At 59.0% G+C, this 23,738-nt stretch carries 24 protein-coding genes; 11 read left to right on the top strand and 13 right to left on the bottom strand.

Annotated features, from left to right (window positions below):
• From APH35_RS20765 to APH35_RS20745, 5 genes are all read right to left on the bottom strand, one after another.
• Positions 1 to 968 (bottom strand): M20/M25/M40 family metallo-hydrolase (locus tag APH35_RS20765; RefSeq protein WP_060515370.1); only part of this gene is annotated, 968 nt, incomplete at its 3' end.
• Positions 965 to 1,900, bottom strand: coding sequence for a dihydroorotate dehydrogenase (locus APH35_RS20760; protein WP_012271431.1), 936 nt, complete (start codon positions 1,898 to 1,900; stop codon positions 965 to 967). The genes APH35_RS20765 and APH35_RS20760, both read right to left, overlap by 4 nt.
• On the bottom strand, positions 1,900 to 2,730 hold the full coding sequence (locus APH35_RS20755; protein ID WP_012271432.1) for a dihydroorotate dehydrogenase electron transfer subunit: 831 nt from the start codon (positions 2,728 to 2,730) through the stop codon (positions 1,900 to 1,902). The genes APH35_RS20760 and APH35_RS20755 overlap by 1 nt, the downstream gene beginning before the upstream one ends.
• A gap of 187 nt (positions 2,731 to 2,917) precedes the next feature.
• Positions 2,918 to 4,156 (bottom strand): MFS transporter, encoded by a 1,239-nt coding sequence (locus APH35_RS20750; protein ID WP_012271433.1) that lies wholly within the window; start codon positions 4,154 to 4,156, stop codon positions 2,918 to 2,920.
• Positions 4,157 to 4,317: 161 nt separating this feature from the next.
• Complete coding sequence (locus tag APH35_RS20745) at positions 4,318 to 5,172, bottom strand: hypothetical protein (protein ID WP_060515369.1); 855 nt, start codon at positions 5,170 to 5,172, stop codon at positions 4,318 to 4,320.
• 305 nt (positions 5,173 to 5,477) lie between these two features.
• On the opposite strand from APH35_RS20745, the gene APH35_RS20740 reads away from it, so the two are divergent.
• Positions 5,478 to 6,353 carry a helix-turn-helix domain-containing protein gene (locus APH35_RS20740; protein WP_012271435.1) on the top strand — a complete coding sequence of 292 codons (876 nt, stop codon included), beginning with the start codon at positions 5,478 to 5,480 and terminating at the stop codon, positions 6,351 to 6,353.
• 258 nt (positions 6,354 to 6,611) lie between these two features.
• Here the strand turns inward: APH35_RS20740 and APH35_RS20735 are convergent, their stop codons facing one another.
• The 3 genes from APH35_RS20735 to APH35_RS28495 form a co-directional block, all read right to left on the bottom strand.
• Positions 6,612 to 7,481: an AraC family transcriptional regulator gene (locus tag APH35_RS20735; RefSeq protein ID WP_012271436.1), complete on the bottom strand. Its 870-nt coding sequence runs from the start codon at positions 7,479 to 7,481 to the stop codon at positions 6,612 to 6,614.
• 199 nt (positions 7,482 to 7,680) lie between these two features.
• Positions 7,681 to 8,010 (bottom strand): hypothetical protein, encoded by a 330-nt coding sequence (locus APH35_RS20730; protein WP_012271437.1) that lies wholly within the window; start codon positions 8,008 to 8,010, stop codon positions 7,681 to 7,683.
• A gap of 196 nt (positions 8,011 to 8,206) precedes the next feature.
• Positions 8,207 to 8,596, bottom strand: a complete 390-nt coding sequence (locus APH35_RS28495; protein WP_071984316.1) for a GFA family protein — start codon at positions 8,594 to 8,596, stop codon at positions 8,207 to 8,209.
• A gap of 155 nt (positions 8,597 to 8,751) precedes the next feature.
• On the opposite strand from APH35_RS28495, the gene APH35_RS20725 reads away from it, so the two are divergent.
• The gene (locus tag APH35_RS20725) at positions 8,752 to 9,207 is read left to right on the top strand and encodes a methyltransferase family protein (protein ID WP_060515368.1); all 456 of its coding nucleotides are present in this window, start codon (positions 8,752 to 8,754) and stop codon (positions 9,205 to 9,207) included.
• A 64-nt stretch (positions 9,208 to 9,271) separates the two neighbouring features.
• Here APH35_RS20725 and APH35_RS20720 read toward each other — a convergent pair whose 3' ends face one another.
• On the bottom strand, positions 9,272 to 10,792 hold the full coding sequence (locus APH35_RS20720; protein ID WP_060515367.1) for an NCS1 family nucleobase:cation symporter-1: 1,521 nt from the start codon (positions 10,790 to 10,792) through the stop codon (positions 9,272 to 9,274).
• A 294-nt stretch (positions 10,793 to 11,086) separates the two neighbouring features.
• Here APH35_RS20720 and APH35_RS20715 point away from each other — a divergent pair, with 294 nt between their 5' ends.
• Both APH35_RS20715 and APH35_RS20710 read left to right on the top strand, forming a co-directional pair.
• The gene (locus APH35_RS20715; RefSeq protein ID WP_012271441.1) at positions 11,087 to 12,121 is read left to right on the top strand and encodes a L,D-transpeptidase; all 1,035 of its coding nucleotides are present in this window, start codon (positions 11,087 to 11,089) and stop codon (positions 12,119 to 12,121) included.
• Between the two features lie 84 nt (positions 12,122 to 12,205).
• On the top strand, positions 12,206 to 12,922 hold the full coding sequence (locus APH35_RS20710; RefSeq protein WP_060515366.1) for a murein L,D-transpeptidase catalytic domain family protein: 717 nt from the start codon (positions 12,206 to 12,208) through the stop codon (positions 12,920 to 12,922).
• Positions 12,923 to 12,938: 16 nt separating this feature from the next.
• On the opposite strand, the gene APH35_RS20705 is transcribed toward APH35_RS20710, so the two are convergent.
• The 3 genes from APH35_RS20705 to APH35_RS20695 form a co-directional block, all read right to left on the bottom strand.
• Positions 12,939 to 13,646, bottom strand: a complete 708-nt coding sequence (locus APH35_RS20705) for a tellurite resistance TerB family protein (RefSeq protein ID WP_060515365.1) — start codon at positions 13,644 to 13,646, stop codon at positions 12,939 to 12,941.
• Positions 13,647 to 13,795: 149 nt separating this feature from the next.
• Positions 13,796 to 14,929, bottom strand: a complete 1,134-nt coding sequence (locus APH35_RS20700) for an aminotransferase class V-fold PLP-dependent enzyme (RefSeq protein ID WP_060515364.1) — start codon at positions 14,927 to 14,929, stop codon at positions 13,796 to 13,798.
• A gap of 152 nt (positions 14,930 to 15,081) precedes the next feature.
• A complete protein-coding gene (locus tag APH35_RS20695; protein ID WP_049773292.1) occupies positions 15,082 to 15,975 on the bottom strand; it encodes a LysR substrate-binding domain-containing protein in 894 nt (297 codons plus the stop codon).
• Positions 15,976 to 16,189: 214 nt separating this feature from the next.
• On the opposite strand from APH35_RS20695, the gene APH35_RS20690 reads away from it, so the two are divergent.
• From APH35_RS20690 to APH35_RS20660, 7 genes are all read left to right on the top strand, one after another.
• Positions 16,190 to 16,744, top strand: a complete 555-nt coding sequence (locus APH35_RS20690; RefSeq protein ID WP_012271446.1) for a helix-turn-helix domain-containing protein — start codon at positions 16,190 to 16,192, stop codon at positions 16,742 to 16,744.
• A gap of 27 nt (positions 16,745 to 16,771) precedes the next feature.
• Positions 16,772 to 18,118: a glutamine synthetase family protein gene (locus APH35_RS20685; RefSeq protein ID WP_060493927.1), complete on the top strand. Its 1,347-nt coding sequence runs from the start codon at positions 16,772 to 16,774 to the stop codon at positions 18,116 to 18,118.
• A gap of 72 nt (positions 18,119 to 18,190) precedes the next feature.
• The gene (locus APH35_RS20680) at positions 18,191 to 18,964 is read left to right on the top strand and encodes a gamma-glutamyl-gamma-aminobutyrate hydrolase family protein (RefSeq protein WP_060515363.1); all 774 of its coding nucleotides are present in this window, start codon (positions 18,191 to 18,193) and stop codon (positions 18,962 to 18,964) included.
• A 68-nt stretch (positions 18,965 to 19,032) separates the two neighbouring features.
• A complete protein-coding gene (locus tag APH35_RS20675; RefSeq protein WP_012271449.1) occupies positions 19,033 to 20,391 on the top strand; it encodes an aspartate aminotransferase family protein in 1,359 nt (452 codons plus the stop codon).
• A 180-nt stretch (positions 20,392 to 20,571) separates the two neighbouring features.
• Positions 20,572 to 21,126 carry a helix-turn-helix domain-containing protein gene (locus tag APH35_RS20670; RefSeq protein WP_012271450.1) on the top strand — a complete coding sequence of 185 codons (555 nt, stop codon included), beginning with the start codon at positions 20,572 to 20,574 and terminating at the stop codon, positions 21,124 to 21,126.
• 111 nt (positions 21,127 to 21,237) lie between these two features.
• Entirely contained in the window at positions 21,238 to 21,753 is a 516-nt protein-coding gene (locus APH35_RS20665) for a ProQ/FinO family protein (protein ID WP_060515362.1), read from the top strand.
• Between the two features lie 167 nt (positions 21,754 to 21,920).
• Positions 21,921 to 23,132: an MFS transporter gene (locus APH35_RS20660; RefSeq protein WP_060492991.1), complete on the top strand. Its 1,212-nt coding sequence runs from the start codon at positions 21,921 to 21,923 to the stop codon at positions 23,130 to 23,132.
• Positions 23,133 to 23,135: 3 nt separating this feature from the next.
• Here APH35_RS20660 and APH35_RS20655 read toward each other — a convergent pair whose 3' ends face one another.
• Positions 23,136 to 23,696, bottom strand: coding sequence for a nucleotidyltransferase family protein (locus APH35_RS20655; protein ID WP_060492990.1), 561 nt, complete (start codon positions 23,694 to 23,696; stop codon positions 23,136 to 23,138).
• Positions 23,697 to 23,738: the final 42 nt, after the last annotated feature.

The raw sequence follows: 23,738 nt of genomic DNA, 5'->3' as shown, positions 1-23,738 counted from the left end.
TGGCGAGACGTCTCGATTGATTTGGCCTCGGCCAGCGCAGCCGAGTAAAACGCCTTGAGCGTGTCATGATGCAGGCTGCGCATTTCGAGGCTGAAGCTGACTTCGCCCGGGATACGCGAGACAGCGTGGTGGGCAGCATTTGTACCCAAGGTACCAACGGTAACCACCAGGTCGCGCTCCGCCGCGACGTATTCACTCCACAGCTCGTCAATTCGAGCAACGAGCTCACTCACGGCAAATACGGCGTCGTGGCGGTCTTCGCGCGCGACGGCCCCCGAGTGGCCGTCTTCACCTAGGCAACGGACTTGGTTATGACGGAAATTTCCGCGAATGCCGGGAACGATGCCCAGAGCTTGCCCCATACGTTCCAACGACTCGGCTTGCTCAATGTGGATTTCAAGGTAGCCGGCAAATTGCGAGCGATCGATAAGCCACTCTTGGCGACGAATTGCCTCAAGGTCTGCGCCCACCGCCTCCATGGCTTCAGCAAGCGTGCGCTTGCTAAAGCGGTTGGTAAGGCAAAGGTCCTGATCAGTCAGCCCACCAAACAGCGCTCGTGATCCGATGTACGACTTGCCGTACCAGGCGCTTTCCTCGCCTCGCAAGCCGATTACACGAATGGGTCGCGCCGTCTCTACTTTTTCCTGGTCCATTCGGCACAGGCAAAGCAGACCCGCCACAACGCCGGCCAGCCCATCGTAATTACCACCTTGCGGGACGGAATCAAGGTGCGAGCCATACCACAAAGCAGGCTCACCATTGTCGCTCTTGCGTTTGAAGATCACGTTGCCAGCGCGGTCAGGCACCACATCAAGACCATGCGTCAAAGCGAAATCGCTCAGGTAAGCGATGGTGTCGTTTTCGCCCGGGCCGTAGCTTTCACGAGTGATGCCTTCGTGGGGATCACGAGACAGTGATGCGACATCGTTGAACAGCTTTTCGGCCTGCTCACGCCATTGGGCAGTCATGGCAGGGCTCCGAAGGGTTCTGCAGGCGAGTCATCCAGAGCCCCGATCAGCGAACTAATAGAAGAAACACCTTTACGCTCACAGAAGGCCGCCAACTCACCCACCATCGTGTTCATGGTCTTGGGGTGAAGGAAGGTGGCCGTACCCACCTGAACAGCCGATGCACCGGCATAGATGAACTCCAGGGCATCATCGGCCGTGGAAATACCACCGCAACCAATGATTGGGATTTCCAGAGCCTGGGCGCACTGATAGGTCAGACGCACCATCAGCGGTCGAATAGCGGCACCTGAGATACCACCCATGAAATTCCCGAGCCTTGCACGACCACGCTCGATGTCGATGGAGAGCCCGAGCAGCGTGTTACCGACCACTACGGCATCAGCACCGGAGTCTTGCGCAGCCAGGGCAACCGGTACGACTTCACCAGCATTAGGGGTCAGTTTGACCCACAGGGGGAGGGAGGTGGCCTGCCGCATCAGTGCGACAACATTACGTGTACTTTCGGCCTGCATGCCAAACGACTGGCCGTGGGCTTCCAGGTTGGGGCAGGAAATGTTGGCTTCGATACCCGCCACACCCGGCACGTCACTCAGCCGGGCAGCCAGCTCGGCGAAGCCTTGAGCCGTTGGCGCCGAGATGCTCACGATCAGCGGTGAATCGAAATTCCGGTAGAAGGGAACGACCTTGTCGATGAACAGATCTGCACCCTTACTTGGGATACCGATCGCGTTCATCATCCCGTCCGCCAGCTCACAAACGCGTGGCATCGGGTTTCCGGTTCGCTTATCCGAAGTGATGGTCTTGGTGACCAAGGCGCCAAGCTGGTTGAAATCCAGCAGGTGGATCAGCTCCTCTGCGAAGGTACCCGAGGCTGGCATTACCGGGTTTTTCAGGCGCAGTCCGCCCACTTGTACGCTGAGATCGATCATCACACCACCTCCGCCAGGTCAAATACAGGGCCTTCAAGGCATACCCGCTTACCCACCCTGAGCCCGTCGACTTCGAATACTTCGACGCAGCACTGGCACATCCCTAGGCCACACACCATTTGCTGCTCAAGTGCCACTTGGCCTACCAGGCCAAGCTCTGCGCTGAGCTTTTTCAGCAGACGGGTCAGCCGCTTCGAGCCGCAGGTAAAGAGCGCGCTGGTCTTTTCACGAGCGATGATTTGTCTGAGCAGGTGCTCCAGTTGGTCTGGTGCACTGCTGCCGTCTTCGTCCAGGACTACCTGTACGTCGGCGCCGAGCGAGGCGAATCGCTCACGCGAAAGCAGGCTTTTTTCGCTGCGGGCACTCAGCACGGCGGTCAGTCGGATACCCAGCTGATGCGCAGCTTCCGCCAGTGGTGCGAGCGTTGCCAAGCCGACACCGCGAGCCACGATGATCATGTGATCCCAGGAAGAGTCCAGGTCAAATCCCTTACCCAGTGGGCCCAGAATCTCCAACGTTTGCGCTTCGCGGAGTGTTTCCAGGCCGTAGGTGCCTTTGCCGGTCACCTTGTACAAGAATTCGACCTGACCCTTGCTGGGGTCGGCCTTGTAGGTGCTCATTGGCCGGCGGAAGTACGGTTTGTTGTCGCCTTCGTTTGGGCACAGCAGGTTGAAGAACTGCCCCGGCAGCGACTGGCATGCAGCACCGTCGGCTTGAAGCACTAGGCGCTTGTACTCATCGTTGACCCATTCGTTGGAGATGACGACCGCCAACGTGTCGTTAGGGGGGGTGATGGCAGTGGCCTGGCAGCAACCGGAAATCACGTTCATTGTGGGTGGCCTCGCATTTGTCTAATTTTTTATACAGCATGGTCAAAAGAAATTGCCGCCTCAGTGTTGAGGCGGCGGGTAACTCGGTGTTTCAAGGATTGCGTGAGTTTAATCTACCGCAGTCGATTTATTCTGTCTAATTTTTGATACGAATCAGGCGAGGCAGGCTGATAGCCGGCTTCGATGATTAAGCCGGCTGAGCCTTTTTCAGCTGTTCGCTCTGACAGGCAGGAAGCAGAAAGACCGTAGCGGCCATCGCCACGACGTAAAGCGACGAGAGCAACATGATCGCGGCAGTGAAGGAGTAATGAAGTGCTACCGCCCCCACAACTAATGGACCGAACCCGCCCGCAGCACGGCCAATGTTGAACAGCACGTTCTGGGCCGTGGCGCGTATCTGCGCCGGGTAGAGATCAGAGATCAACGCCCCATAACCGCCGATCATACCGTTCACAAAAATCCCCATGATCGCGCCGGCGAACAGCATGACGGTCGGGTTATCAAGGTTGGCATAAGCAATGACCATGATCGCTGCGCCTGCTTGGTAGAGCAGGAACATCTTCTTGCGGCCAAAGCGATCCGCCAGTTGGCCGAACAGCCAAATCCCGAATGCCATGCCCAGCACAGTGACTGCAGTCCAAGTACCAGATGCCATGAGCGAAAAGCCGAATTTCTTGGACAAGTAGCTGGGCATCCAGATCATCAGGCCGTAGTACCCAAAGTTCTGCACAGAAGTCAGGACCATCACCCCAACACTGGCCTTGGTGGTCTGCCGGTCTTTGAAAAGGTCAGTGAATCGCCGAGCAAACGGAACAGGATCAGCTGCAGCCTTCACGAACTCAGCCGGCTCACTCATCGTGTGACGGACAATCAAAGAAACGAAAGCAGGCAGCAAGCCGACCAGGAACATGCCACGCCAGCCGATGTAAGGCAGAAGCAATGGTGTGAGAAGAGCCGCCGCAAGAACACCGGCTTGCCATCCCATACCCACATAAGAGGAGGCTCGGTTGCGCCGGTGTGCCGGCCAGGTCTCGGCGATCAGCGCCATGCCGATACCGAACTCACCACCCAAACCGAAACCGGCGAGGGTCCTGTAGATCAACAGATCCCAATAGCCCTGAGCGATTGCGCAGAGACCCGTGAAGATGGAGAAGGTCAGGATGCACAGGGTCAGCATTCGAACCCGGCCATAGCGATCGCTCAATTGGCCAAATATCAGCCCGCCTGCCACAGCTCCCAATAACGTCCAAGTCACCAGCGAGCCGGCCTCCGATGATGTCAGCGCAAGGCCGATCGTAATCGCAGGCAGCATAAACCCGAGAATCAGTAAGTCGAAGCCGTCCATTGCATAACCCGTCACACTGGCTATCAAAGCCTTGCGCGGTGACGCATCCTTTTTTTGAACCATGTCGGACGAAGCCATCATGCTTTACCTCTTGTTTTTGTATAGTTTTTTAGACGACCTGACAGAGGGACTCGCCAGACCCGCCACCTGCTGGCACCTCAAGGGCTGACCACAGGTTACTGCTAGCGCCGGCTTTTGTCTAAATATTTAGATTTCACGAAAAGCCCGAAACAGCGAATGCACTAAAGGTGCCATTCGAGGTTGATGGAAAGTGCATCGACATCAATCCCATCGCCCGTGCGGTTGCCGAATTTGTTCCGCCAATACTCGTATCCGGGCCCAACCCAGAACACGTTCTTCTTGGCCCCGACGAGCTGACCTGCGTCGACCATCAAAGAGGTACGCATCAGTTGCTCATCTGCGGTGGGGTTGTTGCGGTAGTCATCACCCTTTTCAGTGTTGTAGCTGTAGAAGCCCTGGAATTTCATCGGCACACTGCCAACCGTGAACGGGACACCCCATGTCAGGTTCAGTTGGTAGAAGGGGTCGAACAGCATCGATGAGTGGTTCCCGGGTAGGTCACAGCTGTCTAGGCCGCAGTGGTTCCATTCCCGTGCGTAATACAGGCTCAGGTCGAGAAAACCCGCCGGCAGCGCAAATTTGAGGGTTGGACCGATCACCACCATTCGCTTGCGTGACTGGAATGCGTTGTTCTTTGTATTCGAGTCAAAACCCAGGGTCAGCGCGACATCCTTGACCGGGCCGAAGGCCAGGGGCTTATCGAAAATCCGGCGGTACTGCAGTTGATTGCGATAAGTCAGGTAGATTTCGGTGGCGCCACTGTCGCTGTCCTTTTTGGGGTCATTGTGATCTGACTTGAACACATCAAGGTTCGCAAATTGCTGGCCTAGCGCGTAGGTGCTGACATGGGTGAGCTGGACGATGTGCTTAGCCACGTCTTTCTTTTTGCCTGGGTCGGAGAAATGACTGCTGTAGCGATATCCAATGAAGGTATCGCTGAACGCTGGGGGTTGAGCTGCCATGACAGCTGGGGTCAAAAAAAGGGCGAGTACGGGCGCGCCGATTCTGGTCTTCATTACCGAAGCTCCAATCAGAGTGTTGTTATTACGCGTTGGGCAGGAAAAAACTGCCTAGCTGTCAGGTCCTAGGACCAAAGCCAAGCAAGCAGGCAAGGAAGTGCTACAAAACGGTGCGGAGTGTGTGCTGAGATACCCAGCCGCGGGTCGGCGCGAGGGGAGTTGAGTAGACATGAGCCGGCCTTTTTTTGTATTTTTTAGACGAACAACTTCACCTGTCTAAATATTGATACACTTGCAGCATGACTTCGTCAAGCCGATCTGGTCGGACACGCGCACTCATCCAATAATGATAAGGATTCTCATTGAACCAGATTGATTACCAAGCAATCGGCGAACGTCTCAGGGCTTTTCGAATTGGCCGTCAGCTGAATGCCGATCAGGTTGCAGAAAAGCTCGGCATCTCGCGTGCTGCGGTTTATCGCCTCGAACTCGGCAAAATCGTAAAGCTCGAAACGCTGGAGCGGTTGGCGGAGCTGTTGAAGGTCTCGCTGACCAGCCTGCTGGGTTCAGACACGGAGTACTTCGACAATGCGCTGGGTTACTTCGAGCGCATGAGGCAGCTGGAAGCGAGGTCCAGCAGCATCATCTCCTACTTCGATCCGTTCTCTTATCTCCTGACAACGCCTGAGTACTCTGAGCTGTTCAAAACGATGCTCTACGAGGCCAGGCCTCGGGTTTTCAGCGGTGCTCAAGAAGCGATGGAAGACCAGATACTGAGTATCCTGGACGAGCGGAAATCCACCTTCTTCCGCCAAAAATTCGAGGTCAAGTCCATCGTCGGTCTGCGCCAGATCGAGCGCTATTTGCACATTGGCCTGGTAGGTCGTTTGGACTTACCGCCCAGTGTTCGTATGGAGCGGGCTTTGCTCGCCCGCCGAGAGATCGAAAACCTGATCAGCATCGTGGAATCGAACAGCGATCATCCGAACATCTATCTGATCGACGAAGCGCTCCCAAGCGCCACCTTCCAGATCTTCGAACAGAAAAACACAAGCTACGTAGCAGTCAGCCCCTACCGACTGGGCGAATTGCCCAATCTGCATGTAGGCATTGCTAGCGTGACGTCATCGGCCCAGGCGGTGGACATGTACAAAGCCATGTCTACCGACTTGTTGAGCCGAGCATATTCAGGCCGAGACGCTATGAGGAAGCTCCAGCAGCTGCTGGCAAAGTTGTAACTAGACGTGCGTCGCCCTGGCTTTCCTGGACACTTTTAAGCGACTGATTTTGGTCGTTAGCCAAGCTCGGCAAACGGCCACCTCAACGCCCAGAGGAAGTCAGTCGAGCTAAATCGAGGCTTCTGGGGCACGTATCTGATACCCGGCTCGGTTGCCCGGCGCCGGGTGGATTTGGGGAACGGGCATAGCCCACCAACTTGGCCCAAACATACGTCCGGGCCGGTGATGATTGGTGTTGACCGCTGCCCAAGGCCCCACTTACTTCAGCGGCACGTAGATATCCGTTTGCCACTGCTCCAGCGGCGTTTCCGGGTACACGCTCAGGTACTGGAAGAACAACGGATGGTCGCGCAATTCTTCATTGCTCGATGGCAGCCAGTCACGATAAAGCGGGTAGATGGTTTCGCCGATGTAGTCAGGCGAGCCGATATGCCGGATCACGGCGCAACGCCCGGCCGGGATGACCCGCTCATGCACGGCGAAATCGTTGGGCTGCACAGCCTCATCAATCTCACCGCAAACGGCAAAGCGAAAAGCGTCGGGCGGGGTGGTGTCGGGGTTGTCGTAGGGAATGCCGAACGTGCGGCTGCTGGCCACCGGCGACTGGCCGCTGTGCATGCGCCATTGGCGAAAACGCGCGACGCTTTCGCCGACCAGGCCGGGTGGTCCTCGGTGTTCGAGCGCGGCTACGCGGGTTTCGGCGAAATCCACGATACGGATCTGCATGGTGATACTCCTGGAAAGGTGTGGAACAACGAATACCGCACTCCAGGCCTGCCAGTTCGGCGCCTTGGCGAACACGCTGGGCGCCATGCCAAAGGCACGCTTGAACGCTCTGGAAAAGGCTTCGGGGCTTTCGAAACCGGCGCCGAATGCGGCTTCCAGGACGGGCATTGCGGGTGAGGCGACCAGCTGGTGCGCCGCGCGTCGAAGCCTCATCAGTTGCACATACCGCGAAACCGGAATGCCCATGTATGCCGTGAACTGCCGATGGAAGTGAAACGCCGAGAAGTTGGCGATGCGGCTCAGGGCATTCACCGACAGGTCGCCTTCAAGGTGGCTGTCGATGTAGGCAAGCACGGCTTCGAACCGCTTTGCGTAGGTAGGGTTGTGCTGTGAGTCAGTCAACGAACGGAATCTCCGGAAGGTGCGGTGAGCGCTAGCATCCGTTGTTCAGGCATCGAGGTGCCTAGCCGTGATTGCTCAATCGGGGATTGTCTTGACCATGCCGTGGATGACGCCAGTGTTGACGGGTGTACCGCGCTACCGGCCAGTTAAGCAAGTTGGGCCGCAAAAGCGGCCCCTGTAACGCTAGCTGACAGGTGGGTCAATCCACCCGCACGAACTCGTTCTTGGCCATTTCACTGCCGCCGACGGCTTCCAGGCGCTTGCCACCCTCCAGTACGCGCACATTGATCAGTGCAAGCCCGTCCTTGTTGCGCGCCGTGACCACATCATCCTTGCGCTCCCACTCTTCGACCTTGACCTTGCTGCCATTGGCGATGATGTAGTCCTTGGAGAACTCCCACTTTTGCTTGGGGCTTTTGAAACCCATCACCGTGGTGGTGGCTTCGTAAGTCCCTTCCAGGGCGTCGTTGCCGCAGCCGGCCAGTACAAAGAATGGCAGCGCTGCGAGTACCAGTTTGAATGTACGCATGTGATTTCCTTATCGGTTGGTTTTGATGGTGACGCATCATGAAGGCGGAGTGCCCGTAGCAGGTCCATGGACATCCGCATGGGCGCTACGCCGCGGGATTATACAGACCGGGCCTGATCAGCAAAGTTGCATGCACCAGGGTGCTTGAAACCTTGACGAAGTTGTCTGGGCTGGTGGGGTAGAGCAGCCGTGTTTTTCAGGCAAGGCTGCAGGGTGAGTACCAGGGGGCCGCGGAATCGATGTGAACGTGTTTCTGCTTCTTGGGCAGGAACGGGGTATCAAGTGTGCCCAGGGCTATCGAAACCCAGTCGGCAAAATCACCTTGGGACCGTGACCAGAACAAGCTTGAGCCGCACGCGACGCAAAACTCGCGCACTACCGTCGGTGAAGAGGCGAAGGTCTTGATGTAGGTAGCACCGCGTAGTATTCGCAGCATATTGCGCGGCACGCTGCCGTACGAAGCGAATGCGGCGCCATGACCTTTACGGCATTGGCTGCAATGGCAATGGCTCACTGCCTTGGGTGGGGTGAGTAGCAGGTAACTGACCGCTGTGCATAGGCAGCTTCCTTGGTATACCTCTGTCATTGGTGCTTCCGTGCAGGATGAAAACGCCAGCCTAAACGCCCAGGCCTGATCAGTCGACTGGCCGTAACTGACGTCCATCGTGCACAGGGTGCTTGACCCTGAAGTGGCTATAACCCTCAGTCTGGTCGTTAGTTTGCCTCTACTAGGAATTCATCATGGACAACCGTATTCCTCCGCCCCTGGTTGCAACCCTGTTCGGTCTATTGGCCTGGTTCGCGGCTCGACACTTACCGGGAACCTTGGCGGTGACTGCCGAATGGCGCATTGGCCTGGCGCTCGTGGTATTGCTAGTAGGCGTAGCTGTTTGCCTGGCCGGCGTGCTTTCCTTCCGTCACGCACGCACCACGGTGAACCCGCTGAAGCCTGAAACAGCTTCGGCATTGGTCACCGGGGGCATCTACACATATACACGCAACCCCATGTACCTGGGCTTCGCCACAGCCCTGATAGCTTGGTCAATCTTTCTCGCCTGGCCGCCAGCACTGCTAAGCGTGCTGGGCTTCGTAATCTATATGAACCTCTTCCAGATCGGCCCGGAGGAACGGGCCCTTGCCAGTCGTTTCGGCAGAGCGTTCACGCAATACTGCAAACAGGTAAGGCGTTGGCTTTAGAAAACGAAACATCTGTCAGCCGAGGCGAGTCCTTGATGAGGTTGAGCCTTTTTCGTGCATCCGGTCAGTGCTGCGCGCTATCCACTGCGATGCCTTCGCCGGATACTTCGGTGTAGCGGGCACTGCGATCGGCAATGGCGTAATGAATCAACCCGCCCAAACCTGCCCCAAAGAACCACGAAAACTGCGACAGCGTATCGAACGCCGGCACCAGCGCCAGCACGATGGCGATCAGCGCAGCCGGGATGAACGCCGCTACAGCGCGCAGGTTGACCCCACGGTTGTAGTGATAGGCAGCCTCTGTACTTTCGCTGTACAGCTGCGGCAGGTTTACCCGGCTGCGGCGAACCAGGTAGTAGTCGGTGACGATGATTCCGTACAGTGGGCCGAGCAGGGCACCCAGGCCGCCGAGGAAATACACGATCACCGACGGGCTGTTATACAGGTGCCAAGGCAGGATCAGCACCGCGATGGCGGCGCTGAGCAAGCCGGCGCGGCGGAAGTTCAGCAGGTTCGGCGCGAGGTTGGCGAGCACGTAGGCCGGGGCGACGAAGTTGGCCATGATGTTCACCGCGACGGTGACGATCAGGAAGGCCAGGCAGGCCAGCACCAGGCCGGCGGTGTTGGGGATGGCGGCGACGATTTCGGTCGGTCCCTGCACCAGCTTGCCGTCGATGCTGAACTGCGCGCCGGCCAGTACCACGGCGATCAGCGCGAAGCCGAGCATGTTCACCGGCAGGCCCCAGAAGTTGCCCACGCTGATGGTGCGACGGTCTGGGCAGTTACGGGTAAAATCGCAGAAGTTGAGAATCATGGTGCCGTACAGCGAGACCCACAGCGCGGCGGCACCGAGCACTTTCAGCCACATAGTCCAACCGGTTGGCGCGTTGCCGCTGGACCATGAAATCGACAGGCCACTGCGCCAGTACATCCAGCCCGCCAGGCAGGCAAAGGCGACCAGAATGATCGGCCCGGTGATGGACTCGAAGCGGCGCACCATCTCCATGCCGTAGGCAAAAATCGCCACCTGCACGCACCATATGCCTAAGAAGGTGATCCAGCCCAGCGTCGACAGACCGAGGATCGAATTCTGGTCGTAGGCTTTGAGGTCTGGAGCGATGGCGGTCAGCAGCACGCGCAGCACGACCGAGGCGAGGTAGGTTTGTATGCCGAACCAGGCGATAGCGATCACCGCGCGGATCAGTGCCGGGATCTGCGCACCATGAATGCCGAAGCTGATACGGCACATGACGGGGTAGGGCAGGCCGGTCTTCTGGCCCATGTAGCCCGACAGGTTCATCAGGCCGTAGATCACCAGCGCACCAAGCGCGAAGGCGGCGAGGATCTGCGCACCGCTCATGCCCAGGGCGAACAGGCCGATGGCGAAGGAATAGTTGGCGATGTTATGCACATCGTTGGTCCACAGCGCGAACAGGCTGTAACGCCCCCAGGTGCGATTGGCCGCGCGGGTCGGGGCAAGGTCGGCACTGTACAGACGCGGGCTCAACGCCAGCTGATTGGGCTCGGCCGTATCGGCGGGGAGAACATCAAGCTGACCAACATCGGAACTTGAAATCGACGCCATCGGGACTCCATGATGGTTGTGTACTTTTATTATTGAATTTGTATACACACAAGATTCATACCAACCCACGCGTTCGGTTGAGGCCAGCCTTCTATAGCCTTCATTCGGCATTTTTGCGTGATACGCCTCGCCGAGAAGTGGGTATTTTGTGCACATTTTTTGTGCAAAGTTGTTACCGCACGCGCCAGGCGGGGATGCTTACCTGTTCACCAGGTTGAGCTGACGCGCTGAACGGGTGGCTTTCAAGGGAATGTTCGGACTAATCTGCCAACAGGATTCTATGGGGGCTTTTCGATGTCGAATGTATCGCTCGGACTGGGTCTGTTACTTGCCGCTGCCTTGGTCGAAGCAGCCCCATTGCAGGTGCCCACCCCGGCCGCACTGAGGAGCCAGCTCGAAAGCCTCAAGCCTGGCCAGTTTCTCTGGTACCCGCAGGTTTCGCCGGTAGGGCCGGTGACCGTGGTGGTGAGCCTTACCGAGCAACGTGCCTACGTCTATCGCAATGGCATTGCCATTGGCGTCAGTACCGTGAGCAGCGGCAAGCCAGGCCGGGAAACCCCCACCGGGGTATTCAGCATTCTGCAGAAGAAGGTCGAGCACAAATCCAGCCTCTACAACAGCGCGCCGATGCCCTATATGGAGCGCCTGACGTGGGACGGCATTGCCTTGCACGCTGGCCATCTGCCGGGCTACCCCGCTTCGCATGGTTGTGTCCGGTTGCCGATGGACTTTGCCAAGAAGCTGTACGAAGTCACCGGTTTCAGTTCGACGACTGTCATCGTTTCCGATACCAACAGTGCGCCGGTGGAGGTCTACCACCCCGGCGTGCTGGCGCCTACGGTCAGCGATGGCAAGGCCCAAGGCCCGCTGGTATTGAACAACCAACAGTTCTGGAACGACCCAGACCCGACGGCTGGGCCACTGTCGATCCTGATCAGCCGCGCCGACTTGCGGGCCTACGTGTTCCGCGGTGGCCAGTTGATCGGTTCGGCGCCGGCACTTTCGGCTGAAAGCGGCCAGCATCGCAGTGGCATGGCGGTGTATTCCCTGTTGCAAAAGCCATCCAGCTTGGCACTCGATGGCGGGCTACCCTTACGCTGGTCAGTGGTGGGCTTGAGCAACCCGGAGTATGGAAATACGCCTTATGAACAATTGGGGCAATTGAACATCAACCCGGAATTTCGCCGTCATCTACGAGCGGCAATGGACGTTGGCACGATGCTGGTGATCACCGACTGGGCGTCTACTCGGGATACCCGCAGCAATGGACAATTCACGGTGATCAGCACCGAGGGCAGTGAAGAATCTAAACCATTGGTCAAGAAATGATCGGCAATCTTCAGTAAATCAAGCAAAGTAGCGGTTTTTGGCTGCAAACAAGGCAGATAAGACACGTTTTCAACAGGGTACCCTATGTCGATGTTTGAACCTTTGCGCGGAGCCGTCCGGCTCTCGGTGGCCAGTATTGGCCTGTTTTTCTTGAGCGCCTGGCCTGCTGCCTACGCGCAATCTCTGCCTAGTGCTGCCGAGCTGCAGCAGTTGGCGCCGAACGCCAACCTGTCCACCTTGGCCCTGGCCCTTACTGCCTATTCATGCGCCAGTCACAACGACGCGAACAAGTTGCTGACGGTGATCGATTACTCCAAGGCCTCGCGTGACAAACGCCTGTGGGTGTTCGACCTGCGGGCCCGGAAACTGCTGTTCGAAGAGTGGGTCGCCCATGGCAAGAACAGCGGCGCCGATGTGCCGACCACGTTCTCCAACGCGCCGAACAGTTACCAGTCCTCCATCGGCCTGTATGAAACCGGCCAGACCTACAGCGGCAAGCATGGCCGCTCGCTGCGCCTGCAAGGGTTGGAGCCGGGGTTCAACGACAACAGCATGTCGCGGGCAATCGTGATGCATGCCGCCGCGTATGCCGACCCCAAGGTTGTGCCCGGCCTCGGGCGCCTGGGGCGCAGCCAGGGCTGCCCTGCCGTTCGGCCGGCCATTGCCGGCAAGCTGATCGAGACGTTGCAACGCGGTAGCTATGTGTTTGCCTATTACCCGCAGCAGAACTGGCTGAAAACATCACGTTTTCTCAACGCACAGAGCTGCCCGCTGGCAAATCAGTCTCTCGCCAGCAAATAGAGGCAACGGTGGGTAGTTACTGACTACCCTTGGCCTGTTGCTCCAGGTGCACCTGCAACGTCGGATCGATTTGCAGTGCGCTGGCCAGTTCGTCCAGGTAGGCCCGCTCTGCGGGCTGCTGGTCATCCACCAGCATCACGCTAGCCAGGTACATTTCGGCAGCCATGGCGGGGTCCTGGGCAGACTGTGCCACCTCGGCTGCATCGAGTGGTTTGCTGACCTCCTCATCCAGCCATTGCTGCAGTTGCGGGTCGCTGGTGTGGCGTTTGATTTCGGCGTAGATCAACTGTTCTTCTTGCTCGTCGATGCGACCGTCAGCCTTGGCTGCCGCGATCAATGCGCGCAGTACCGCATGGCTATGGCCTTCGGCTTCGGCGCCCGACAGTTGATCGACCGTACGCATGGCCTGTTGCGGGGCGGCTGCCTGGCTGCGTTGCCAGCTTTGATAGGCCTGGAACGCCATCATGCCCAACGACGCCAGCGCGGCATAATTGGTGCCACCCGCAGAGCGGCCCTGGGTAGAGCCAAGCGCGCTGCCGCCACCCAAAAGCCCGCCCAGTAAACCACCAAGACCGCCAGCGCCACCCGTTGCACTGCCGCCGCCAAGCAGCCCTCCCAGCAAGCCGCCCAGGCCGTCTTGCGATGCCAGGCCGCCGTTCCCTTGTTGCGCTCGCGAGCCTTGTCCGGCGCGCAGCAGCTGTTCGAGTAGATCAGTCGTGTTCATGGCACCGCCCTCGGTCGGTAGTCGTTGCCCAGACAAGCAACGATAGCCCCCTCGAGGCGAACTGCCATGACCGTTTGGCAGACTTGGCCCAGAAGGGCCAAGGTCGGGTCAGGCACCCATATGGCAGGTGCTGCAGCCAGGGTACTGGCTCAGCCTCTCATCACTTCGTCCAATGCCTGCTCAAGGGTGCTGACCGTGCGCTCGATATTGTGCAGCTTTTCGAGCCCGAACAGGCCGATGCGGAAGGTCTGGAAGTCGGCTGGCTCGTCACATTGCAACGGCACGCCGGCGGCTATCTGCAGGCCGTGATCGGCAAATTTCTTGCCGCTCTTGATATCGGCATCATCGGTGTAGCTCACCACGACGCCCGGTGCCTGAAAGCCCGATGCAGCCACGCTCTTGATGCCTTTGCCAGTCAACAGGGCGCGCACCCGATCACCTAGCGCCTGTTGTTCCGCGCGGACCTTGTCGAAGCCGTAGGCTTGCATCTCGTTCACCACGTCGTTGAACCGTGCGAGCGAATCGCTGGGCATGGTCGCATGGTACGCATGCCCACCTTGCTCGTAGGCCTGCATGATCTGAAGCCACTTTTTCAGGTCGCAGGCAAAGCTGCTGCTCTGTGTGTGCTCGATGCGTTCGAGGGCCAGCGCGCTGAACATCACCAAGGCGCAGCAAGGTGAGGCGCTCCAGCCTTTTTGCGGTGCGCTGATCAGCAGGTCGACCGCGCACTTGTGCATATCGACCCAAATCGTGCCGGAGGCGATGCAGTCCAGTACGAACAGGCCACCTACTGCATGCACGGCATCGCCGACGGCCCGCAGGTAATCGTCGGGCAGGATAATCCCTGATGAGGTTTCAACGTGGGGCGCGAAGACAATCTGAGGCTTGTGCGCCTCAATTGCCGCCAGCACTTGCTCCAGAGGCGGTGGCGCGTAGGCCGCCTGGCGCCCCGTGTCGACCGGTCGGGCTTTCAGCACCGTGGTGGCCGCCGGGATGTTGCCCGTATCGAGGATTTGGCTCCAGCGATAACTGAACCAGCCGTTGCGTATCACCAGGCATTGCTGGCCAGTGGCAAACTGGCGCGCAACTGCTTCCATGCCGAATGTACCGCTGCCCGGCACTACCGCAACAGCCTGGGCGCCATAGACCTGTTTCAGGGTCTTGGAAATGTTCTTCATCACGCCTTGAAATGCCTGAGACATGTGATTGAGCGAGCGGTCGGTGTACACCACCGAGTACTCGACCAGCCCCTCAGGATCAATACTGGAGTAGAGCGTTGACATGGGGTGACTCCTTGGCAGAGATGTCCGTGGTATCGACCCTGCCCTAAGCCCTGGCAAATGACAAGACGGGGCAGGGCGGTGTGCGGCTTCGGTCGACCTTATCAACAGCCTCACCGGTACCGGTGACCGCTAAACTTTGCTCTAACCGTAGATTAACTATTGCCTGTCTGTTGCTTCAGCCAGTGTTGCACGACGCCAAGCGACTCAGGCTGCTGCAGCTTGCGTGGCCACACCAGATAGAACGACTTGTCGAGCCTGAGCTGCTGAGCGAAGACTTGAATCAGCCTGCCGGCGACGATGTCATCACTGACGAACGCCAGGCTGGCCAACGCAATGCCCTGGCCACTGATGGCCGCATCAATGGCCAATGAGGTCTGATTGAACCGCAGGTTCTTGGCGGTCGGTTGCACGTGTTGCGGAAACACTGCAGCAAGGAACTGAGGCCAGAAGTTATGGGCATCGTGGAGCATGATGAAATCTTGCAGTTGCTCGAAGCTGGCGGGGACTTGGCTGCCCTCGAACAACGCAGGGCTGGCCACTGCGACGATGCGATCCTCCATCAACAGTTCGCTGTTCAGGCCTGCGCCGATTTCGGGCTTGCCATAGCGGACGGCGATATCCACGCCATCGGTGTTGAAGTGGGACAGTCGATCTGTAGCCAGCACACGTAAATCGATGTCCGGGTGGCTTTGCGCAAAACTGCCCAGCCTGGGAATAAGCCATTTGGAGGCAAAGGTCGGGGTAACGCTGACCGTAAGGTGCGCTGATTGTGGCCGCAGCAGGCGTGTCGCCTCATCGATCATGGCCAGGGCACTGCGGATGCTGCCGCTGTAACCCAGCCCTGCATCGGTCAGTGCCAGGCCCCGGGGCAGGCGCTCGAACAGGCGAAGGTTCAGGCTTGCCTCCAGCCCGCGTATCTGTTGTGCAACTGCCGCCTGGGTCACGCCCAATTCTTCGGCGGCCAGGCGGAAGTTAAGGTGGCGGGCGACCACTTCAAACACGCGTAGCGCATTAAGCGAGGGCAATTCAGGGAAACCGTTTGGCATGACGTTGGCAATGGCCGGGCTGGAAAAATTCATTGCCGAGGCTACTCCCTGAGCACCTTTAAAGAAACCCGCGCCAGCGCCTTCAATTCAAGCGCCTGAACCTCAAGCGCTCTTTTCGCGGCAGCGGTTTTTCATCGTGCAGCTTGACTCGTGAAATTTTTAGTGTAATTTTTCATGAAAAATAAACATAAAAATTTCACGGCAGTCCGAAACGATGAAGATGCACGAAGAGGTTGAAGCCCTCGCGATCCTTATTCACGACCTGCGCAAATTCAAGAACCTGACCTTGGGTGAACTGGCCGAGCGCATCAACCGCTCTGTCGGTTTTCTCTCCCAGGTCGAACGCGGTGTTTCACGCCCGACCGTGGCGGACCTCACCGCTATCAGCGAAGCGCTCGGCGTATCCACCGCGTACTTCTACAACCTGAGCAAGCCCCGCAGCATCGGCTGGGTCACGCGCCCCCATGAGCGGCGCACGCTGTACCTGGAGTCGGGCATTACCGACGTGCTGGCCTCGCCGACCATCGCCGGCGCGTTCGCCATGCTCGACAGCCATCTCGAGCCCGGCGCCACCAGTGGCGAGGACTACCTGAGCGATCGTTCCGAGCAGGGCTGTTTCGTGCTCGAAGGCGAGCTCACGGTATGGCTGGACCAGGGTGACGCCGTGACCCTGCACGCCAACGACTGCTTCCAGCTGCAACCCCACGCGCAATTCCGTTACGCCAACCTGACGGAAAAGACCACCCGTGTGCTCTGGGTCTTCAATTGAATTCGTTCACCTCACAAGGATAAGAAGATGAGTGTCATCTTTCCGGATCTGCTGGCTGAAGTGCGCTCGTTCCGAGCAGAACACCCGGCAATACGCTATGTCGACCTGATTGCACTGGATATCCCCGGGCATTTCTATGGCAAGCGCTACCCCATCGACATGCTGGAGAAAGTCGCAGCCGGTGCGCCTTTGAAGCTGCCGCAGAACTGCGTGCTGCTGGGCACCCAGGGTGGGCTCTACCCGATTGGTGACTACTGCTTCGCCGACGGCGACCCGGATGCCGCGCGGCGCCTGGTACCGGGCACCCTCAAGCCGGTGCGCTGGGAAAAGGAAGTGATCGCCCAGATGCTCATCACCTCCGACGGCACTGCCAAGCCGATCGAGTTCGAACCCCGAGAAGTGCTGGCTCGCGTGCTTCAGCGCCTGGCCAAGCGTGGTATCCGCCCGGTGGTGGCGTTCGAACTGGAGTTCTACCTGTTCGACCGCAAGCTCGATAACGGCCTGCCGCAGTACCCGCGCGACACGGCGACCGGGGACGAAGACGACCAACCGAACATGCACATCGAGCGGCTGTCGCGCTTCTCGTCGGTGCTGCACGAGATGGTCGATGGCGCCAACGAGCAGGGCGTGCCGGCGAACGTGATCACCGCAGAGCTAGGCCCCGGCCAGTTCGAAATCAACTTCTCCCACAGCGACGATGCCCTGAGCGCGGCGGACTGGTCGGCGCTGTTCTGCCGCAGTACCCGGGGTATCGCGATGAAGCACGGCTACCGCGCCAGCTTCATGAGCAAGCCGTACCTGGACGCGCCAGGCAGCGGCATGCATGTGCATGTCAGCCTGTACGACGACGCCGGCAACAACATCCTGGCCGGTGCCGAGCAGCGCAAGCTGCGTCATGCGGTGGCAGGGTGCCTGGAGCTGCTGCCGCACTGCATGCCGATCTTTGCCCCCAACCACAATGCCTACCGCCGTTATGGCGCGATGGTCAACGCGGCGAGCAAGGCCAGCTGGGGCTTCGAGGACCGTGATGCGTGCATTCGCATCCCGGAATCCGACCCGCGCAACCTGCGCATCGAGCACCGCCTCGCGGGCGCCGATGCCAACCCGTATCTGGTGCTGGCGGCCATCCTGACCGGGATGGAGCATGGCCTGGACCGTGGCGTGGAACCCATTGCGCCGTTGAACGACAACCGCCAGAGCGGCATCGACTTCCCCAAGGATGCCCTCAGCGCTCTGGCCGCCATGCGTCACCACCCGGTGGTCAACGAAGGCCTGGGCAGTGAGTTCGTGATGGTTTATTGCGAAAACAAATACCAGGAGCAACTGGACTTCATGCGCCACATCGATGCCCGCGAATACCGCTGGTTCCTTTGACTGCTGCGGTCCGAACAGACGCTTTTTCAACGTTTGAATACCACGCGCAATACCGATTTGCCGGAGGAAGATATGCCACGTGTGCCCGTTATTGGCATTACCGCATGCACCAGCATGATTGAGCAGCATGCCACCCAGACCATCGCCGAGAAGTACGCACGCGCGGCCGCCAAAGCGGCGTGTGGGCTGCCCATCGTGATCCCCAGCCTCGGTGACCTGATGGACAGCGCCGATATTCTCGACGTGGTGGATGGGCTGATCTTCACCGGTTCGCCGTCCAACATCGAGCCGTTTCACTACAACGGCCCGGCCAGTGCGGTAGGCACCCATCATGACCCTTTGCGTGATGCCACCACGTTGCCGCTGATGCGTGCGGCCATCGCCGCCGGTGTGCCCGTACTTGGCATTTGCCGTGGCTTTCAGGAAATGAACGTGGCGTTGGGTGGCACCCTGTACCAGAAGGTCCACGAGGCTGGGGTGTACATGGATCACCGCGAAGGCAAGGGCGAGCCCATCGAAAAGCAGTATGGCCCGCGTCACACCATGCATGTGGAACCCGGTGGCCTGCTCGACCGCATGGGCTTGCCGGCGATCTTCGACGTCAATTCCATCCACGGCCAGGGCATTGATGTACTGGCCCCGGGGCTACGGGTGGAAGCATTGGCACCAGATGGCCTGGTGGAAGCGATTTCGGTCGAGAACAGCAAGGGGTTTGCCCTGGCCGTGCAATGGCACCCGGAGTTCCAGGTCATGGACAACCCGCAGTACCTGGCCATCTTCCAGTCATTCGGCAAGGCCTGCCGGCAGCGCTCGGTGCTGCGCCAGAGGCTGTTGCTGTCCGCCTGAACAGCCACCTTGCCCACCTACGAAAATACCCGCGCAGCACCGCTGCGCAACTTGATGGAGTGAAGTCAATGAGTGAACAGAATTCGCAGACCCAGGCCTGGCAAGCGCTGAGCCGCGACCACCACCTGGCCCCGTTCAGCGATGTCAAACAACTGGCCGAGAAAGGCCCGCGCATTATCACCTCGGCCAAGGGCGTGTACCTCTGGGACAGTGAAGGTAACAAGATTCTCGATGGCATGGCGGGCCTGTGGTGCGTGGCGGTCGGCTATGGTCGCGACGAGCTGGCCGAGGTCGCCAGCCAGCAGATGAAGCAGCTGCCTTACTACAACCTGTTCTTCCAGACTGCCCACCCGCCTGCGCTGGAGCTGGCCAAGGCAATCGCCGATGTGGCGCCGCAAGGCATGAACCACGTGTTCTTCACAGGCTCCGGCTCCGAAGGCAACGACACCGTACTGCGCATGGTTCGCCATTACTGGGCGTTGAAGGGCAAGAAAAACAAGAACGTCATCATCGGCCGCATCAACGGTTACCACGGCTCTACCGTGGCGGGCGCGGCCCTGGGCGGCATGAGCGGTATGCACCAGCAGGGCGGGGTGATCCCGGATATCGTGCACATCCCGCAGCCCTACTGGTTCGGTGAAGGCGGCGACATGACCGAGGCCGACTTCGGCGTGTGGGCGGCCGAGCAGTTGGAGAAGAAGATCCTCGAAGTTGGCGTGGACAACGTTGCCGCCTTCATCGCCGAGCCGATCCAGGGCGCCGGCGGTGTGATCATCCCGCCGCAGACCTACTGGCCGAAGGTCAAGGAAATCCTGGCCAGGTACGACATCCTCTTCGTCGCCGACGAAGTCATTTGCGGTTTCGGCCGTACCGGTGAGTGGTTCGGTACTGACTACTACGACCTCAAGCCCGACCTGATGACCATCGCCAAGGGCCTGACCTCCGGTTACATCCCCATGGGCGGAGTGATCGTGCGTGACGAAGTGGCCAAGGTCATCAGCGAAGGCGGCGACTTCAACCACGGCTTCACCTATTCCGGCCACCCGGTAGCGGCTGCGGTGGGCCTGGAGAACCTGCGCATTCTGCGCGACGAGCAGATCATCCAGCAGGTGCACGATAAAACCGCACCTTATCTGCAGCAACGCCTGCGCGAACTGGCCGACCACCCGCTGGTAGGCGAAGTCCGCGGCTTGGGCATGCTCGGTGCGATCGAGCTGGTGAAGGACAAGGCCACCCGCGCCCGTTATGAAGGCAAAGGTGTCGGCATGATCTGCCGCCAGCACTGCTTCGACAACGGCCTGATCATGCGCGCCGTGGGCGACACCATGATCATCGCGCCACCGCTGGTGATCAGTGTCGAAGAGATCGACGAGCTGGTGCAGAAGGCTCGCAAGTGCCTGGACCTGACGTACGAAGCTGTTCGGTAAGAAAGGGGCTGCTTCGCATCCCATCGCCGGCAAGCCAGCTCCCACAGGGTTGAGACATGCATTGCAACTGTGGGCGCTGGCTTGGCTGACAGCCAGCGAACCCTGAAGCATTTTGCTTTGTGAGATGAATCATGTACTTTTCAGGGCATTCATCACCCATCCGAAAGTCGCGATTCAACTATGAAAGTGCACGAAGAAATCGAAGGCCTGGCAGTACTGATTCGCGACCTGCGCAAATTCAAAGGCCTGACATTGGGCGAGCTGGCCCAGCGCATCGGCCGTTCGGTAGGCTTTCTGTCCCAGGTCGAACGCGGCGTATCGCGCCCGACCGTGGCCGACCTCACTGCCATCAGCGAAGAGCTCGGTGTCTCGACCGCCTACTTCTACAAGCTGGACAAACCCCGCGAACTCGACTGGGTCACCCGCCCTCACGAGCGCCGCACGCTGCATCTGGCCGGCGGCATCACCGATGTGCTGGCATCCCCCACGATAACGGGGGCGTTCTCCATGCTCGATAGCCATTTGCAGCCGGGGGCCAGCAGTGGCGAAGAGTACCTGGACGACAGCTCGGAGCAAGGCTGCTTCGTGCTCGAAGGCGAACTGACCGTCTGGCTGGACGGCGGTGAGCCGGTCACGCTGCGCGCCAGTGACAGTTTTCAGTTGCAACCCCATGCCAGTTTTCGTTACGCCAACCTCACCGACAAGCCCACGCGCGTGCTTTGGGTGTTCAGCTGAGGGGCTTGTGCGTCGCATCCGGCTGGCCGGGAAAGTTGGCCTGCAAGCAATATGCTGGCTGCATGGGGTATCCTTATGCCACGCAAACAACTTCGAAGCAGTGAATGAACGATGGGTTTTGAACAACTAGCTGAGCTACGTGACCGCCTGCGGGCGGAAAAAGGGCAGACCAAGGCCGATAGCCCGAAACCGCCCAAGCGCAAGTCGCCCGCGCAGGCGAAGCCGCGTGAGCAGGACCCGGCGGTGGCAGCGATTTGGCCTCTGCAGAAGCATTTTCCCTTGGCTTTCCCGGTCAATCCTGCCCCCAAGGTGCCGCTCAAGGAGGGCATTTTCAAGGATGCCGAGCAACACTTGGAGCTGCTTGGGTTAACCCGTGAGCAGCTGAAACTGGGCATTTCTACGTGGTGCCGGGGTGCTCGATACTGGGCAAGCATGGTGGAAGATGCACCGCGTCTGGACCTGAACGGGCAGGCAGCTGGCGTTGTGACCGCCGCCCAGGCACTGCATGCGAAGCAGCAAGCCTCGCGGCAACGTAGCCAGGACCGCCGCAACCGGGCGAAGTCCAAAGCGCAGTCGCAGTCGCAGACCTCTGCCGCCGACACCGCAGCAGTGCAGACTACCGACTGAATTAAGTCGCGCGTTGCCCTGTCGCCACGCTGGAGGGCAGCCCCTTGCGGGGGCTGCCGCCTGCGTTAGGTGTGTGGCAACTTACCTTCAGATCAAAAATCCTGGATTTACCCTGTTCCGGCCCGCCACGCACACTGCGTGTTCGGTCCAATCACTCAGGGTTTCTCATGGTTTTCGAGGGTGAACGCAATAGGGGCGTGTCAAAGCCCCTGTTCAGCGTGTTCTGTTTTGCCAGTTACTTGCTGTCGTTGTCTTATGGCTCGACCTTCCTGCTTGCATTGCTGGTGGCTACCCAAGGTGGCAACGAGCAGGATGCGGGCCATGTGATCTCAGCCGCCATGTTGAGTACGTTTGCTGCCGTGCTGGTTTCCGGGCACTTGTCAGATCGCCTCGGCGCTGCACGCTCGATTGCTTATTGCGGTCTGGCACTGGTGGCTGCGAACGTGGGGTTTGCCATGAGTGCCAGCCATACAAACCTGATGATGATGTTCGGCTTGCTGCTGGGCATAGGCTGGGGCGTTTTCTATACCCTGGGCCCGATCATCGTGGCAACGATCGTTCCCCCGGCACAGCGCTCGCGCTATTTTGCATTGCTCTCGGGCAGTATGATGAGCGGCATTGGCTCGGCGCCCTTGGTCGGGCGCCTGGCTAGCCAAATGGGTTTGCCGGTCACTGCCACCTTTTTTGTTGCAGCACTGGCTAGCCTGATCGGCGTAGTGCTGTTCTGGCGCATGGCCAATGCGTTCGTCCAATTACCCAATCGCTTTAGCGCATCAGTGTCCAGACTGTCCTGGCAGGCAACGCAAAAAGTCCTGGGCTCAAGGGCTGTATTCCCGATCCTGATGGTAGGCCTGGGCGGTGCGATCTTTGGCGGGCTTTCAAGTTTTCAAACCAGCTATGCCCATGAAAAAGCCCTCGACTACTCGGTTTTCTTCATAGGTTTCATGAGTGCTGCCATTGCCGGGCGCATGTTTGTAGCGGGGGTGGTGGTAAGGCGCGATCCCTATCGGATGTCGTGTCTGCTGTCCGGGCTGATCGTAGTGGCGTTATTGATGTTCAAATACGTTGTTGCCGGGAACCTTGGGTACATCCTGGCAGCGGTCATTCTGGGCGTTGGCTATGGCCTGACCTATTCGGTGATCAACGGCCTCGCGGCGAACGAGGCACCAGAGGGCACAACCACGCAGTCTCTGCTGCTGTTCAGCCTTTCTTATTTTGTTGGTGTGTTCGGGTTCCCGTTCCTTGCCGGCAAAATCATCATCGACAAAGGTTTGTCGATGATGCTGTTGATCCTGCTGGGGGTATCCGTGCTCAATTGGTCGATTACGCTCGGACGGCTGGTGTGGCGCAAGGGCAACTTGCACAACGCCATGGCGTAGACCTCACTCGATCAACTCAAGCCATGGCCAGCGCTCCCGGTAGCTGGCAGCTTTTGCCTTGAACAAGTCGGGGCGTGGATTCAGTTCGTTCATCCTCAAAAGGTTGTTCTGCAAGTCTTCCAGGCCATGGGTGCTGTACAACGAGCCCGTGAGCACATCAACGCCCAGGCAGGTCGAGCGGATCAGGTAGCGGTCAATGCCATCGGTAACCTTGTGCAATGCCGAGTAGGTGCCGCCGAATTTCGCTTGGTACCACAGGTGAACGCGGGCCTGATTGCGCACTTCGACGTTGACGCCCAGGTGCGCACACGCCTGCTGAACCTTGGCGATAACCCGGTCTTCTGCTTCCCAGGACAAGTCGGTGTCGAAATAGGCGATGTCGTAGTCCTTGATACCCCACGCGACAGGCCGCCCGGCGCGTTGGTTCCAGAAGGTCTGGAACAGCGCGCCGGCCGTTAGCATGCAGTGAGGCATATCCAGCGTTGGCAAGATGGCCAGCAGTGCCCGGTTTATCGGGTTTTCCTGGATGGTCGCCAGAACCTGTTCATCAGTCAGTGAATACATGGGTGTCGTCCTTGAAGGCTGCTTGCCAAGGAGCGAGTTTAC

Source organism: Pseudomonas sp. NBRC 111132 (assembly GCF_001320565.1).
GTDB classification, from domain to species: domain Bacteria; phylum Pseudomonadota; class Gammaproteobacteria; order Pseudomonadales; family Pseudomonadaceae; genus Aquipseudomonas; species Aquipseudomonas putida_P.
This window is presented reverse-complemented; position numbering and strand designations above follow the sequence as displayed.

Coding starts and splice junctions, on each gene's coding strand:
- APH35_RS20715 (WP_012271441.1), top strand. CDS start 11,087: ATGTCGAATGTATCGCTCGGACTGGGTCTGTTACTTGCCGCTGCCTTG.
- APH35_RS20705 (WP_060515365.1), bottom strand. CDS start 13,646: ATGAACACGACTGATCTACTCGAACAGCTGCTGCGCGCCGGACAAGGC.
- APH35_RS20685 (WP_060493927.1), top strand. CDS start 16,772: ATGAGTGTCATCTTTCCGGATCTGCTGGCTGAAGTGCGCTCGTTCCGA.
- APH35_RS20710 (WP_060515366.1), top strand. CDS start 12,206: ATGTCGATGTTTGAACCTTTGCGCGGAGCCGTCCGGCTCTCGGTGGCC.
- APH35_RS20695 (WP_049773292.1), bottom strand. CDS start 15,975: ATGCCAAACGGTTTCCCTGAATTGCCCTCGCTTAATGCGCTACGCGTG.
- APH35_RS20675 (WP_012271449.1), top strand. CDS start 19,033: ATGAGTGAACAGAATTCGCAGACCCAGGCCTGGCAAGCGCTGAGCCGC.
- APH35_RS20670 (WP_012271450.1), top strand. CDS start 20,572: ATGAAAGTGCACGAAGAAATCGAAGGCCTGGCAGTACTGATTCGCGAC.
- APH35_RS28495 (WP_071984316.1), bottom strand. CDS start 8,596: ATGACAGAGGTATACCAAGGAAGCTGCCTATGCACAGCGGTCAGTTAC.
- APH35_RS20760 (WP_012271431.1), bottom strand. CDS start 1,900: ATGATCGATCTCAGCGTACAAGTGGGCGGACTGCGCCTGAAAAACCCG.
- APH35_RS20725 (WP_060515368.1), top strand. CDS start 8,752: ATGGACAACCGTATTCCTCCGCCCCTGGTTGCAACCCTGTTCGGTCTA.
- APH35_RS20745 (WP_060515369.1), bottom strand. CDS start 5,172: ATGAAGACCAGAATCGGCGCGCCCGTACTCGCCCTTTTTTTGACCCCA.
- APH35_RS20755 (WP_012271432.1), bottom strand. CDS start 2,730: ATGAACGTGATTTCCGGTTGCTGCCAGGCCACTGCCATCACCCCCCCT.
- APH35_RS20720 (WP_060515367.1), bottom strand. CDS start 10,792: ATGGCGTCGATTTCAAGTTCCGATGTTGGTCAGCTTGATGTTCTCCCC.
- APH35_RS20730 (WP_012271437.1), bottom strand. CDS start 8,010: ATGCGTACATTCAAACTGGTACTCGCAGCGCTGCCATTCTTTGTACTG.
- APH35_RS20690 (WP_012271446.1), top strand. CDS start 16,190: ATGAAGATGCACGAAGAGGTTGAAGCCCTCGCGATCCTTATTCACGAC.
- APH35_RS20655 (WP_060492990.1), bottom strand. CDS start 23,696: ATGTATTCACTGACTGATGAACAGGTTCTGGCGACCATCCAGGAAAAC.
- APH35_RS20660 (WP_060492991.1), top strand. CDS start 21,921: ATGGTTTTCGAGGGTGAACGCAATAGGGGCGTGTCAAAGCCCCTGTTC.
- APH35_RS20750 (WP_012271433.1), bottom strand. CDS start 4,156: ATGATGGCTTCGTCCGACATGGTTCAAAAAAAGGATGCGTCACCGCGC.
- APH35_RS20680 (WP_060515363.1), top strand. CDS start 18,191: ATGCCACGTGTGCCCGTTATTGGCATTACCGCATGCACCAGCATGATT.
- APH35_RS20700 (WP_060515364.1), bottom strand. CDS start 14,929: ATGTCAACGCTCTACTCCAGTATTGATCCTGAGGGGCTGGTCGAGTAC.
- APH35_RS20665 (WP_060515362.1), top strand. CDS start 21,238: ATGGGTTTTGAACAACTAGCTGAGCTACGTGACCGCCTGCGGGCGGAA.